A 13,391-nucleotide genomic window follows, 5' to 3' on the forward strand; every position below is an offset into this window, starting at 1 on the left:
AGCCCACGGAGGGAACGCGGGCCGGCCCGGTCTCCCGGCCGGATACGGTGGAACCCGTGCCCCGTCCCGCTGCCCGCGCCCTCGGCGCCGCTCGTCATCCCTCCCGTCGCCTCCAGGCCCGTCGCCCCGTGAGCCGTGGCCTTTCGGCCAGTCGTCTCCTGGTGCCGTCGGCCGTCGTCGGCATCGTCGCGCTCGTGCTCGCCGGCTGCAGCGCGCCCAAGCACCAGTCCTCGGACGGTCCCGCGACGTCGTCGGGCAATGAAGAGGTGGTCGAGCCGGCGCTGCAGCCGTTCTACGACCAGACGATCGAGTGGAGCAGCTGCGGGGACTTCGAGTGCGCGACCGCCGAGGTGCCGACCTCGTACGCCGATCCCGCGGCCGGGTCCATCGAGCTCGCGGTCAAGCGCGCACCCGCGACGGCCGGCGACCCGATGGGCTCGCTGCTGATCAACCCGGGTGGTCCCGGTGCCTCCGGGGTGGACCTGGTCGACTCGGTGGTCACCTCGTTCGGCGAGGACGTCCTCGCGCAGTACGACGTCGTCGGCTTCGACCCGCGCGGAGTGGCCGCCTCGAACCCGGTGACCTGCCTGGACGACGCGGCCAAGGACGCCCTCCTGTCGAAGGACTTCGACTACGCCACGGACGCCGGGATCGCGGAGGCGGCTGCGGCCTACGCCGCGATGGGTGCCGCGTGCGAGGCGAACACGGGGGCCCTGCTCGGCAATGTCGACACCGTCAGCGCGGCCAAGGACATGGACGTGCTGCGGGCCGCCCTCGGCGACGAGAAGCTGACCTACCTCGGCTACTCCTACGGCACCGCGCTCGGCGCGACCTACGCCGGGCTGTTTCCCGAGAAGGTCGGACGCATGGTGCTCGACGGCGCGCTGGACCCGGCGTTGTCGTCGACCGAGCTCGGGCTCGGGCAGGCGATCGGCTTCGAGAATGCGCTGCGGGCCTACGTCGCCGACTGCCAGGGCGGTTCCGAGTGCCCGCTGACGGGCACCGTGGACGACGGCCTCACCCAGATCCGCGACCTCCTCGACCGCGCCCGGCGCAGCCCGCTGCCCACGGGTACCGACCGGGCCCTGACCAGCACGCTCGCGTTCTACGGGATCGCGGTCACGCTGTACGACAACGCGTCCTGGCAGTTCCTCACGCAGGCCCTCACGGCGGCGCTCGACGAGAACGACGGCTCGATCCTGCTGCAGCTCGCGGACTTCTACAACGACCGCAACGCGGACGGTTCGTTCGCATCGAACTCGACCGAGGCCTTCACCGCGGTCAACTGCCTCGACGGCACGTCGTCGGCCGACCCCGCCGTGATGCGGGCCGAGGCCGCCCAGCTCGAGGAGGCGGCACCCACGGTCGGCTACTTCTTCGGCTACGGCGGTGTGATCTGCGCCGACTGGCCGTATCCCTCGACGGGCGAGCCGGGACCGATCGCGGCCGACGGCGCACCGCCCATCGTGGTGATCGGGACCACCAACGACCCGGCCACGCCGTATGCGTGGGCCGAGAACCTCGCCGCCGAGCTGTCCAGCGGCGTGCTGCTCACGTACGAGGGCGAGGGGCACACCGCCTACGGGCGCTCGAACGAGTGCATCCTCACCGCCGTCGACACCTACCTGCTCGAGGGGACCGCGCCGGCGGACGGCACGCGCTGCTGACCCTCGCGACCTGGCGGTGAGCCCTGCCCGACGGCGGCGGGCGGGTCGCGCCCGGCCGCTCACTTTGGCTCCTGGCGAGTGTGTAGGTAGAGTTGCCCCGCTCGTCCGACCCGCCGGTCGGATGGGTGTGGCCGCCTTAGCTCAGTCGGTAGAGCGTCTCACTCGTAATGAGAAGGTCAACAGTTCGATTCTGTTAGGCGGCTCCACAGTAGGAGGGCCCCTCACCTGCGGATATGCGGGCGAGGGGGACGGAAGCGTCCATCATCGGTTCGCGGCGTTCCCATCGGTTTCACACCGAACGGGGATGTACGCCGACGGCCCGGATGAGCAACAACTCGCAGCGACAGGCAAGTAGTCGTCGCCCTTGCTGGACCAAGCCCCGAACCGTGCCGTTACCTGGTTCTCCTCCGCTGTGCCGCCGATGGTCGCCGGAGTTCCCCGCTCCCCCTTTCCTCGCCTCTCGGCGCCGATGAGGCAGAGGTGGAGATCATCGCGAGTCCGTGGAAACGCTGGGGCAAGCACCGCACGTACCTGAACGGGGCGGACGAGACGCGGCTCGGGTTCTACGACCACCAGACCGGGGTGCTGGCCGTGGAGGTGGACTCAGCGCGCGCTGAACTCGAGGCCTGGGTCTCGCAGAACACGACCGAACGCGTAGCTGCCGAGGCAACTCACGTCGTCGTCGATACCGCACCTCCCATCGCAGCCGTTGCACTCACACGAGCCTCCCCGAGGCACGTACTGACACCTGACCTCGCCCGGACGCCCGGCCCGCTCGGGTCGCTCTACGGCGTCCCTGGTGCTCTCGCGCTGGAGAAGGCAGCGACTCTTCCCGCTGAGCAGGCCGAACCTTGGCTGATGGGCGCGGCCGGCGAGCAAGCCATCGCCGCGACTCTCACCGGACTGCCCGCCGCATGGTTCTCGCTGCACTCGATCCCCCTGGGAGACCCCGACTCCCCGACCGGAGACCTCGACCATCTCGTCATCGGACCGGGGGGTGTCTACGTCATCAACTCCAAGCACCACCCTGGCCAGGTGGTCTTCGTCAAGGGCGACATGGTCCTTGTCGCCCGACACGCCCAGCCGTACATCGCGGCCGCACGCCGGGACGCGATGACCGTCGCCGTTCGCCTCTCGGCGGCGGTCGGCACGCCCGTCACAGTGACGCCGGTGATCGCGTTCGTCGGTGCGGATGAGGTCGTGATCAAGTTCCCGCCGCGCGACACGTTGCTCACGACGCGCGGACAGGTGCTCGATGATCTGACCCGCCGCAGGGCCTCCTTGGATGCGGCAACCGCCGCCGCCATCGTCGACGTCGCGCAACGGCCGAGTACTTGGCGGTAGGCCGCCCGGCTTCGCCTCGCCGGTCCTGCACACGGCCATCCGACGGGTTCAGATCCGTCCGGACCTACCGTCCGACGCGGTCGGCGTTGAACGACAGCCAGGCGTCAACTTCGACACGTCGATGGAGCGAGGCGTTCCCACGGGAACGTCTCGTCCCAAGAAGTAAGACAGGATCGTCCACATACTCCTCCGGCGCGTTCCCGCGGGAAGCGGCTGGCGCTGCTACTCGGCCCGCCGGCCGGCCAGATAGCCGGCCGCCCAGCTGGCCGCGACCAGACTCGCAACACCGACCGCGACGGCCCAACGATGAGTTGAATCGAGGCCGAACCCCGGCGTGAAGGCCGTCTCCGTCAGCGGCGCGTAGGCAAACCAGCCAAGAGCCACCGATGACGGAACCAGCACGAAGGCGGCGACACTGAGCAGGAAGAGCACACTCCCGGCGACCAGCAGGGCCCTTGCGCGACGTCGTGGCGACACGCTGCGAGCGTAGCGACCAGACGCGCCGTCGGAGGAGACATGCGGCCAGCGGCAGGACCATCGATTTCAGAATCGCCCTCGTCGCCGTCCTTCTCGTGGATCCACGGTGCGCAGCTCAGGCCGTGACGCCGAAGTCGACGTCCTTGGTCTCGACCGTCCCGGCTCTCCGCCCCGGCGCTTCCTGGCCGCTCCAGTACAGATTTGTGTGCGGGATGACCTGGGCCGGCGGTGGCGCCCCCCACTCTGTCTTGTCACCGGTCGTGTGCGCGTCACTGACGAGGGTCGCGTCGTACCCGCGCACGAACGCGCCATGCAGCGTCGATCGGATGCAGGCATCGGTCTCTGCGCCCACAACTATGAGGCGCCCGACTCCGAGGCCCGACAGCACCGACTCGAGGATGGTGTCCTCGAACGCGTCGCCGTAGCTCTTCCCCACGAGCGGCTCGGCACCACGCGGGGTGAGCTCGGGGACGATCCGCCAGTCCTCGCTTCCGCTGGCGAGCTCGTCATCGGAGTGCTGGACCCAGACGACTGCGACCTGCTCTCGCCGTGCCTTGTCGATCAGGATGCCGACGTTCGCGACGACCGCGTCGCGCGTGTGAGCCGCCTCGACGACGCCGTTCTGCACATCGACGACGAGGAGCGCAGTGCTCGGCCGGTTCTCGATCGTGGTCATCGCGTGCCCTCGCTCACAGTCGGGATGTCGGTCGATTCACCCTAGGTCTCGCCACCGGTTCGCGAGCTCTGCGCCGGTGGTGTCCGCGCCGGAGCGTTACGCGTGGTCCGGGGTGTGTCGGACATGGGCGTTGCGGCGGGCGGGTACGACCATCGGCGTGCCGGTCTCCGGGTCGGGCAGCACGCGGCACTCGAGGCCGAACACCTCTCGCACCAGATCCTCGGTCACCACCTCGGCGGGGGTGCCCTGCGCGACCACGCGACCCTTGCGCATCGCGATCAGGAACGAGCCGTAGCGTGCGGCCTGGTTGAGGTCGTGCAGCACCGCGACCAGGGTCCGGCCCCGCTCGTGCTGACTCGCCAGCAGGTCCATCACCTCGAACTGGTGGGCGATGTCGAGGAACGTCGTCGGCTCGTCGAGCAGCAGCAGGTCGGTCTCCTGCGCGAGAGCCATCGCCAGCCAGACCCGCTGCCGCTGGCCGCCCGACAGGTCGGCGACGTGGCGGTCGCGCAGGTCGCTGACCTCGGTCGCGGCCATCGCGTCGGCGACGATGCGCGCGTCCGCGGCGGACCACTGTCGCAGCAGGCTCTGGTGCGGGTACCGGCCGCGGGCCACCAGGTCGCCCACCGTGATCGCCTCGGGAGCGATCGGACTCTGCGGCAGCAGGGCCAGCCGCTGGGCGATCGCGCGCGTGCGCATCTTGTCCATGGGCTCGCCGTCGAGCAGCACCCGACCCGCACGAGGCTTGAGCGTGCGCGCGAGGGCGCGCAGCAGGGTGGACTTGCCGCACCCGTTCGGGCCGATGATCACGGTGAACGATCCGCGCGGGATCGCGACGGACAGGTCCTCGGCCACCACGAGGCGGTCGTAGGCCAACGTCAGGCCCTGCGCGAGCAGCGGCGACGAGGTCGGCGCGGGATGCGTCCCCCCGCTCGTCGGTCCCGGGGGCGTCGCGGGCTTCGTCATCGGTGTGGCGGTCATACCGTCCCCTTCTTCCACTCGCCCACCAGCAGGTACGCGAGGTAGACCCCTCCGAGCCCGGCGGTCAGCACGCCGACCGGGTACTGCGCGCCCCACGGGGCATGCTGAGCGAACAGGTCCGCGGCGACCAGGACGGTCGTGCCCATGCATGCCGCCGCGACCATCCCTGGCCCGCTCGAGCCCGTCAGTCGCCGGGCGATCTGTGGGGCCGTCAGGGCGACGAACGCTACCGGCCCGGCCACCGAGACCGCGGCCGCCGTCAGCGCGACGCCCACCATGATCGCGAGACCGCGAGTCCACCCGGGCGAGACCCCGAGCCCGGTCGCGGCGTCGTCGCCCATCTCGACGATCTGCAGCCGCCGGGTCAGGGCCAGGGCCGCCGGGAGCAGGACCGCCAGCGCGACGCCGATGGTCACGACGTCGCCCCACTGCCGCGACTGCAGGCTGCCGCTGAGCCAGGCCGCGAGCTGCACGGCCTCCTGCTGCGTGGTCCGCGCCAGTACGAACTGCACGAACGCCATGGCCATCGCGCCGACCGCGATGCCGACGACGACCATCCGGTACGGCGCCCGCAGCCCCCGACCGGACCCGAGCAGCACCGCCGCTGCCGCTACGACCCCGCCGACCAGGGCGCCGATCGGCACCGGCACCACGCCCGGCCACACGAGGGCCGCCGCGGCCGCGCCGGCAGCGGATCCCGCACCGAGGCCGATCACGTCGGGGCTGCCGAGCGGGTTGCGTGTGACGCTCTGGAAGATCGCCCCGGGCACCGCGAACGCTGCGCCTGCGCCGACCGCGACCAGGAGCCGCGGCAGGCGGTTGCTGTACAGCACCCATTCCTGCGCCCGGGAGCCCTGGTGGGCGAGCACCGCCGGCAGGTCGGCGACCGCGATGCCGAGCTCGCCGATCGTGATGGTGAGCACGGCGAGCGCGAGGGTGAGGACCAGCAGCGCACCGCTGACCATGACGGCGCGCGGGTTCACCGGCACGGCCCGGTTCACCGGCGCAGTCCTCGGCCGCGCCACGGCGGGAGCACTCATAGTCCCGCCCGTCCCTGCCGCACGGCGGCGATGAGGAACGGGGCCCCGACGAACGCCGTCACCACTCCCACCATGAGCTCGCCCGGGCGGGCGACCACCCGGCCGAGCACGTCAGAGCCCAGCAGCAGGACCGGGCCGAGCAGGGCGCAGTACGGCAGCAGCCACCGATGGTCGGAGCCCGTGAACGACCGGACCACGTGAGGCACCGCCAGCCCGACGAAGCCCACCGGGCCGACCGCAGCGACCGCCGCGGCTGCGAGCAGGGTGGCGGAGGCCGCCCCGACCGCCCGGGTGCGACCCGCGCGCAGGCCGAGCGCCGTGGCGGTCTCGTCACCGAGTGCCAGCGCGTTCAGTCCACGCGGCAGCAGCAGCGCAAGCACCAGCCCGACGACGACGAACGGCAGCACCCGGTCGACCGTGTCGTCGGGGCGGCCGGCCAGCGAACCCACGACCCAGAACCGGTAGCTGTTGAACACCTCCGGCTGCGCGAGCGCGATCGCCTGCACCAGTGCGGCCAGCGCCGCGGAGATCGCGACCCCGGCGAGCACGAGGCGCACCGGCGTGGCCCGGCCGCGCGGACCGCCGGAGGCGATGACGTAGACGGCCACCGCCGCGAAGAGCGCCCCAGGCACGGCCGCCCACACCGACCGGCCGGCTCCCGCGCCCAGCGTCGCGGTGACCAGCACGACCGACGCGGACGCCCCCGCGTTCACCCCGAGGATCCCGGGGTCGCCGAGCGGGTTGCGCGTCAGGCCCTGGATGACGGCCCCGGCCACCGCGAGGGCGGCTCCCGCGAGCAGGCCGAGCTCGGTCCGGGCGAGCCGGGAGGTGACGATGGCCGACGTGTAGGAGTCGTCGGGGTGCAGCCAGGCCGACCAGACCTCGCCGAGCGGGACCGACTTGGCGCCGACGGCGACGCTGAGCCCGGCGGCGAGCACCAGCAGTCCGGCACTGACCAGCAGGCCCGCGCCCAGCAGCCAGGCGCGCGACCGCGAGCCCCGCACCACTTCGGTGTGCGGGGCTCGCGGTGCGGTGAGGGTGACGATGGGTCAGGAGACCTTCGCGACCACGGCCGCGATCTGCGGCACGTAGGTGTCGAGCGCCCACGGGATGCTCAGCGGGGACGCCACGGACACGGCCATGCCGAGCTGGCGGTCGATCATGGGGAGGTAGCCGCTGGAGCTGAAGGCCGGGATCTGCTGCCACAGGGGCTGCGCCTCGGTGGCTGCCTGCTCGTCGGTGTCGTTGAACCAGGTGAACAGCACGTCCACGTCGTCGATCGTGTCGGCGTTCTCCAGGCCGAGTGTGGAGTAGAACGAGCCCGGGTCGGGCTCGAGGTCGGAGACCGACGGGGCGAGCTGCAGGCCCAGGTCCGTCAGCAGCGCGACGCGGCTGTCGCCCGGCATGTACACCCCGAGGGCCCCCGGCTGGTCGCCGCCGTACACGTAGGCGAACGTCGTGCCCGCGAACTCCGGGTGCGCGGCCTTGACCTCGTCATAGGCGCGCTGCACGTCAGCGACGATCTCGTCGCCCTTCTCCGGGACTCCCAGCGCCTCGGCGGCGATGGTGATCTGGTCCTGCGACGACGTCGCCCACGCCTCGCCCGGGTAGGCGACGACCGGCGCGAACTCGGAGAGCTGGTCGAAGGTGGCCTGGTCGAGCCCTGACTGCGTGGCGAGGATCAGGTCGGGGTTCAGCCCGATGATCGCCTCGACGTCGATCTCGGGGTAGATGGTGATCGCCTCCGGCAGCTCGCCGCCCTGCTCCTCCACGGCCGCGCGGAACCAGGGTTCGAAGCCGTCCGCGTCGCCGCCCCAGGTGTCGGCCTCGACGCCGACAGGGATGGTGCCGAGAGCCACGGTGATGTCGGCGGCGCCCCAGCCGATGGCGACCACGCGCTCCGGCTTCTTCTCGATCGTGGCGTCGCCGAGCGTGGACGTGATGGTCACGGGGAACGCGGCGGACGAGGTGCTCGCGTCGTCTGCCGGGACGTCCGCGACGGCGTCGTCACCTGAGCCGCAGGCGGCGAGCGTGAAGGTGACCGCACCGACGGCGGCGAGAGCGGTGAGGCTCCGGCTGGCGGCCGGTCGGGACAACGGCGTGCTCAGGTGCACGGGGGGCTCCGTTCGGGTAGGGCGTCGCCAGCCGGAGCGGGTGCGTCACGGCCACAGGCTGCGTCGCACTGATGAGGTAAGGCTATCCTATCTTCTGGCCTAGCGGACACCGGGCCCGAAGGCGAGCACGCGGAGGTCGCCCGATCCCGTCAGGGTCAGCGGACCGGCCGCAGCCGGCACGGCGAACGTCTCCCCGCGGGACACCGCGGTCACCGGACCCGCCGCGGTCGAACCCGTCGAACCCACCGAGCCCGTCGAACCCGTCGAACCCGTCGAACTCGCGGGCGCGAGGGTCCCGGCGCCGGAGAGGACCACGAGGGTCCGGTACTCGGCCGGAAGGACCGATCCGGGGCGAAAGACGGTCGCCGAGAAGTACTGCGCGGCCGGCGGCGGGAGCAGTCGACCGTCGGTGGGGAGGTCCAGGGCCGCGCGCACCACGAGTGCCTCCGCCTGGGCGGCGGACAGCCCGTGCAGGTCCACGCACCGCAGGGCCGCCGCGCGCTCGCACCCGAGAAAGGCCCCGGAGCTGTCGGGGAAGAGGCCCTTCCACTCGAGCAGGATCGACAGGTCGGCGGCCTGCTGGACCTCGACGAGGAGGATCCCCTCGCCGATGGCGTGCGCGGTGCCCGGCGGGACGTAGACGCTGTCCCCGGCCGTGACGGTGAGGGTGTGCATCGCAGCGAGCATGCCTGCGACGTCTTGCTCCTCCACCCAGCCGACCAGCTCGGCGGGGGCGATGTCGCGGGTCCAGCCCAGGTGCACGACGCCCGACGTCGGCGCCTCGACCACGAACCACGCCTCGGCCTTGCCGTTCGGCCACACGCCCAGCTCACGTGCGCACGCGTCGCTGGGGTGGGCGTGCACCGGGAGCCGCTGGCCGGCGTCGAGCAGCTTGACGAGCGGGATCGAGAGCTCGGGGGCGGGCCGGTCGACGCGGCCCAGCCAGTGCATCGGGTCGGCGCGCACCTCGTCGCGGAGCGTCCCGCCGGCGTCGAGCATCGTGAGGCCCGAGGTCTCCTCGCCCCATCGGGTCACCGTGGAAGCCACCCAGTCCTCGGGCCGCTCGCTGGCGTCGGCAGGTGCGCCGCCACGGAACAGGTCGATCCGGCCGGCGCCCCGGTAGAACGTGGGTGGCGTGTTCCGCCCGATCGGAACGGGCCGGGGGGCGGCGATGGTCATGCGAGGACTCTCCCTTGAGGTGGCGCCCGGGGCGCAGTTTTTCGCCGTTTCGTGCGGTGTTCGATCACTCTTCGATTACTTTCGGCGTGAGGCCGATGCTAGGGGTCCCCATGGAGGGCGGTCAACAACGAAACCTGCACAAAACTGCAAACCGGCTACACTGGCACCGGCGACCCCCTTGCAGAACCGCATCGTGGTGTCGCACGCAGGTCATCGAGCGCACGCAGCCATCGAGAGGAAGCCATGACGGATACGCAGCGGCCGCCACGGCTACCGGCCCGACGCAAGGACGAGCTGGCCGCCGCGGTCATCAGGACGGGTGAGGTCACGGTCAGTGATCTCGCCGAGCAGTTCGGCGTCTCGGTGGACACAGTGCGGCGAGACCTCGACGAGCTGGCCGCGGACGGTGTCATCAAGCGCACGCACGGGGGCGCGGTCCGCAACACCCTGCCGTCGCGTACGGAGACCCCGATCCCGGATCGTATGCATCTCCACGGCGCGGCCAAGCGCCGGATGGGCGCGCTCGCCGCGTCCCTCATCGAGGACGGCCAGACCATCGTGATCAATGGCGGCACCACCACGCTCGCGGTCCTGCCGCACCTCGCGGGGCGGCGCAACCTCACCGTCGTGACCAACAACCTGCTGGCCCCCGTCGAGGTCCCGATGCAGTGCGCTCGCGACGTGTACCTGCTCGGGGGAAACGTGCGGGTCGGCTCTCAGGTCACGGTGGGCCCGGTGGAGTTTCCCGGGACCGACGGCGGCCGCTCCCACCGGATCCAGGCCGACGTCGCGCTGATCAGCGTGGGCGGGGTCGCTCCGGAGATGGGGTACTCGACCTCCAACCTGCACGAGGCGCGGATGATGCTCGAGATGATGCGCGCGGCGCGACGCGTCGTCGTGCTCGCCGACAGCTCCAAGCTCGGCCGGAGCAGCTTCGCCCAGGTGGCGGAGCTCGAGGCCGCCGACGTCCTGGTCACCAGCGAGCCGGTCGCGGAGCGCCTCGGTGAGCTGCTGGCCGCAGCTCAGGTGACCGTCCTGGTAGCAGGGGAGACGAACGGGAACGGGTCGTGACCGGGCAGCGCGTGACGCCGGGGATGTTCGGGGACGAGCCGACGGTCGTCCTGGAGCTCGCGACGGCTCGTCTGGAGGTAGCGCTTCGCGGCGCCACCGTCCTGCGCTGGGTCGTTGACCTGGGCGACGGCCCGGTGGACCTGCTCGACGGCTATCGAACGGCCGAGGAGCTCCGGTCCCAGGCGGGGATCAGGAACGGCATCATGGCCCCGTTCTGCGACCGGGTCACCGACGCTCGATACACCTTCGACGGCGTCGAGCACGACCTCCGGCCCGGCCAGGCGGATCGCCTCGTCTATCACGGTCTGGTCCGGTCGATGCCTTTCGTGCTCGGAGCCGTCACGCAGGACGCGGACGCCGTCGCTGCGACGTTCGGGTGCCAGGGCCTGGTGACCTCGCCGCAACCGGGCTACCCGTTCGCGATCGAGGTCGAGGTCACCTACCGGCTGGGCACCGCGTCCCTCGCGGTCGAGATCGCCGGGCACAACCGGGGGAGCGGCTCGGCCCCGTTCGCGGCCGGCTGGCACCCGTACTTCCGGTTCCCCGGGGCGGACACCATCGCGGGGCTCGACCTGCAGATCAGCTCCGATGTGCGGGTCGAGACGGATCCGGGCCTCATCCCGCTCCCCGGCGCCGGGGCGTACACCGGGATCGAACCGGGGGCCGCCCGCTGGGAGCCGATCGGCGAGGCCGTCCTCGACGTCGGGTACGTCGCGGGCGGGCGCCATGCCGAGCCCACCGTCCTGCGGGATAGCGCCAGCGGTCTGCAGCTCGCCCTCACGCAGGACAGGGGTCTGGTGCACCTGTTCACGGGGGACACCCTCGACCGCGACCGGCGCGCCTCGATCGCTGTCGAGCCCGTGGAGACCATGACCGACGCGTTCAACCGGCCGGACTGCGCGACCGCGATCCGCCTGCTCCCCGGCGACCGACGGGCCTTTCGCGCGTCGGTGGCGCTCTCCCGGCTGAGCGACCCGGACCAGCAGGCCTGACCCCGCTCGTCCCCGGACCCCGCTCGTCCCAGGACCAGCTCTCCCCAGGGCCCAGCTCTCCCCAGGACCCAGTTCACCCCTGGACACGGTCAGAACTGCGCCCCGCCTTCCGGATCGGATGCGGTTCCTTGCGCGAACGATGCAACTCCCGCAGGTTCGAGGTGCGCGGCCCGCTGCGAGGACTGGACACCCGCGTCGCACCGCGACGGCGTTTCCGGCGGTGCCTCTCGTCGACCCAATGGTTCAAGCCCCCCACGATCTCGGCGCTTCTCGACCCTCTCACCTGCGGATATAGGTACGACCAACGTCGGGCCACGCCGCCACGTCCGGGCAGATCAGGTCAGGCCCGCCGGGGTGTCGGGCCTGTCTCGAGCCGGAATGGGCAGGTCCCTCCTGGGCGCTTGACGTTCGCAGGATCGTGCTACTAACATGCGAGAACGTGCAATAAGCCGCAGAGAGCCGCACGTTACGGCATGTCCCGAAACTAGGAGAATCATGAGCAGAGCAGCTCACGCCGGACGAGGAGTCCTTCCCCTTCTTGGCGCAGCGACAGCGATGATGCTGGTCGCTGGATGCAGTGGATCCGCAGATGATGCGACAACCGACACCACCTCCGGCGACGAAGATGTGACGCTGGAGTTCGCCCAGTGGTGGGAGCCAGAACTTCCGGACGGTTCGCTCCGGGGACTGATGGACGAGTTCGAGGCCGCGAACCCCGGAATCACCGTCGAGCTCCTCAGCGGTCCGTACGCCTCGACCAAGGAGCAGGTCGTCGCGGGCTCCGCCGCAGGCACCATGTCTGACGTCGTCGGCCTCGACGGCGCCTGGGTCAGCGACTTCGCGAAGCAGGGTTCCCTCGCTGACCTGTCCACGCTGATGAGCGACGCCGGGTACGACGAGAGCCAGCTGGCCAGCCAGATCCAGATCGACGGCTCCACCTACATGATCCCCGTCGTCAACTTCGTCTACCCGATGTTCACCAACTCGGACCTGCTCACGCAGGCCGGCGTGGCCGCACCCCCGACCAACCGCACGGAGTTCGCCGCCGCGGCCGAGGCCATCAGCGCCTTGGACGAGACCACCGCCGGCTGGGTCCTCCCGCTGTCCCTCGAGGCTCCGAACGGCATCCAGAACGACGTGATGTCGTGGGTCTGGTCGTCCGGCGGGAGCATGCTGAAGGACGGGCAGCCCGACCTGACGAACGACGACGTGACGAGCGCCGTCGAGTACATCAAGGGCCTGTGGGACGCGGGCGTCGTCGCCCCCGGAGCTCTCACCATGAAGGAGCAGGACAAGGTCGAGGAGTTCACCAACGGCCGGGTCGGCATGATGATCGACTCGCTCGCCCACATCAACCTCATCCGGGAGAACAACCCGGACCTCAACTTCGGCATCTCGGCGCTTCCCGCCGAGGACGGGTTCGAGGGCGAGCGGGGAATCCCGTACGCGTCCTGGGGCATCGGTGTCGCGGAGAACTCCGAGCACCAGGCCGAGGCCTGGAAGCTGGTCGACTTCCTGATGAGCGAGAAGACGAACGCGGAGCTGTCCTCGGTCGCCTTCGCCTTCCCGGGCAACACCACCGCCGTGCCCGACTTCGTCGAGGAGGACGAGCTCTTCAAGACGGCCTTCGACATCTACCAGAGCGGCTTCCCGGCCAACGAGTTCACCGGCCTGCCGGTGGCCGAGCAGCTCATGCGCCTGTTCGACGAGCAGTTCCAGCTGATGCTGGAAGGCGACCAGAGCGTCGACGAGATGCTGGCGAAGACCCAAGAGGCGTGGCTGGCTGAGTTCTAGGTCACCCACCCGCAGTTTCGTGTCGGGCCGCGCCACGGCTCCTTCGCCGTGGCGCG

General features: G+C 71.0%; 12 protein-coding genes and 1 tRNA gene. 6 read left to right on the plus strand and 7 right to left on the minus strand.

What is annotated here, in order from left to right; all coding sequences use genetic code 11:
• The first annotated feature begins 128 nt into the window (after positions 1–128).
• The 3 genes from EUA98_RS07920 to EUA98_RS07930 all read left to right on the plus strand — a co-directional run bounded on the left by EUA98_RS07920 (position 129) and on the right by EUA98_RS07930 (position 3,011).
• A complete protein-coding gene (locus tag EUA98_RS07920) occupies positions 129–1,667 on the plus strand; it encodes an alpha/beta hydrolase (RefSeq protein ID WP_130102139.1) in 1,539 nt (512 codons plus the stop codon).
• 130 nt (positions 1,668–1,797) lie between these two features.
• Positions 1,798–1,873 (plus strand) — tRNA-Thr (locus EUA98_RS07925).
• A gap of 274 nt (positions 1,874–2,147) precedes the next feature.
• Positions 2,148–3,011, plus strand: coding sequence for a nuclease-related domain-containing protein (locus EUA98_RS07930; protein ID WP_130102140.1), 864 nt, complete (start codon positions 2,148–2,150; stop codon positions 3,009–3,011).
• A 222-nt stretch (positions 3,012–3,233) separates the two neighbouring features.
• Here EUA98_RS07930 and EUA98_RS07935 read toward each other — a convergent pair whose 3' ends face one another.
• The 7 genes from EUA98_RS07935 to EUA98_RS07965 all read right to left on the minus strand — a co-directional run bounded on the left by EUA98_RS07935 (position 3,234) and on the right by EUA98_RS07965 (position 9,478).
• Positions 3,234–3,488, minus strand: a complete 255-nt coding sequence (locus EUA98_RS07935) for a hypothetical protein (protein ID WP_130102141.1) — start codon at positions 3,486–3,488, stop codon at positions 3,234–3,236.
• A gap of 115 nt (positions 3,489–3,603) precedes the next feature.
• Positions 3,604–4,164, minus strand: coding sequence for an isochorismatase family protein (locus EUA98_RS07940; protein WP_130102142.1), 561 nt, complete (start codon positions 4,162–4,164; stop codon positions 3,604–3,606).
• 96 nt (positions 4,165–4,260) lie between these two features.
• Positions 4,261–5,145, minus strand: a complete 885-nt coding sequence (locus EUA98_RS07945) for an ABC transporter ATP-binding protein (RefSeq protein ID WP_207219011.1) — start codon at positions 5,143–5,145, stop codon at positions 4,261–4,263.
• Positions 5,142–6,146: a FecCD family ABC transporter permease gene (locus EUA98_RS07950; RefSeq protein ID WP_242511341.1), complete on the minus strand. Its 1,005-nt coding sequence runs from the start codon at positions 6,144–6,146 to the stop codon at positions 5,142–5,144. Before EUA98_RS07950 ends, EUA98_RS07945 begins: the two co-directional genes overlap by 4 nt.
• Before the next feature lie 35 nt (positions 6,147–6,181).
• Positions 6,182–7,189, minus strand: coding sequence for a FecCD family ABC transporter permease (locus EUA98_RS07955; protein ID WP_242511342.1), 1,008 nt, complete (start codon positions 7,187–7,189; stop codon positions 6,182–6,184).
• Between the two features lie 45 nt (positions 7,190–7,234).
• The gene (locus EUA98_RS07960; protein WP_242511343.1) at positions 7,235–8,299 is read right to left on the minus strand and encodes an iron-siderophore ABC transporter substrate-binding protein; all 1,065 of its coding nucleotides are present in this window, start codon (positions 8,297–8,299) and stop codon (positions 7,235–7,237) included.
• A gap of 99 nt (positions 8,300–8,398) precedes the next feature.
• Complete coding sequence (locus EUA98_RS07965; protein ID WP_130102145.1) at positions 8,399–9,478, minus strand: class I mannose-6-phosphate isomerase; 1,080 nt, start codon at positions 9,476–9,478, stop codon at positions 8,399–8,401.
• Positions 9,479–9,721: 243 nt separating this feature from the next.
• Here EUA98_RS07965 and EUA98_RS07970 point away from each other — a divergent pair, with 243 nt between their 5' ends.
• From EUA98_RS07970 to EUA98_RS07980, 3 genes are all read left to right on the plus strand, one after another.
• A complete protein-coding gene (locus EUA98_RS07970) occupies positions 9,722–10,549 on the plus strand; it encodes a DeoR/GlpR family DNA-binding transcription regulator (protein WP_130102146.1) in 828 nt (275 codons plus the stop codon).
• On the plus strand, positions 10,546–11,541 hold the full coding sequence (locus tag EUA98_RS07975; protein WP_130102147.1) for an aldose 1-epimerase: 996 nt from the start codon (positions 10,546–10,548) through the stop codon (positions 11,539–11,541). The genes EUA98_RS07970 and EUA98_RS07975 overlap by 4 nt, the downstream gene beginning before the upstream one ends.
• 627 nt (positions 11,542–12,168) lie before the next feature.
• On the plus strand, positions 12,169–13,335 hold the full coding sequence (locus tag EUA98_RS07980) for an ABC transporter substrate-binding protein (protein ID WP_242511344.1): 1,167 nt from the start codon (positions 12,169–12,171) through the stop codon (positions 13,333–13,335).
• The last annotated feature ends 56 nt before the right edge of the window (positions 13,336–13,391 follow it).

The sequence above is a fragment of the Pengzhenrongella frigida genome, assembly GCF_004168625.1.
GTDB lineage: Bacteria > Actinomycetota > Actinomycetes > Actinomycetales > Cellulomonadaceae > Pengzhenrongella > Pengzhenrongella frigida.

Coding starts and splice junctions, on each gene's coding strand:
- EUA98_RS07945 (WP_207219011.1), bottom strand. CDS start 5,145: ATGACCGCCACACCGATGACGAAGCCCGCGACGCCCCCGGGACCGACG.
- EUA98_RS07940 (WP_130102142.1), bottom strand. CDS start 4,164: ATGACCACGATCGAGAACCGGCCGAGCACTGCGCTCCTCGTCGTCGAT.
- EUA98_RS07965 (WP_130102145.1), bottom strand. CDS start 9,478: ATGACCATCGCCGCCCCCCGGCCCGTTCCGATCGGGCGGAACACGCCA.
- EUA98_RS07970 (WP_130102146.1), top strand. CDS start 9,722: ATGACGGATACGCAGCGGCCGCCACGGCTACCGGCCCGACGCAAGGAC.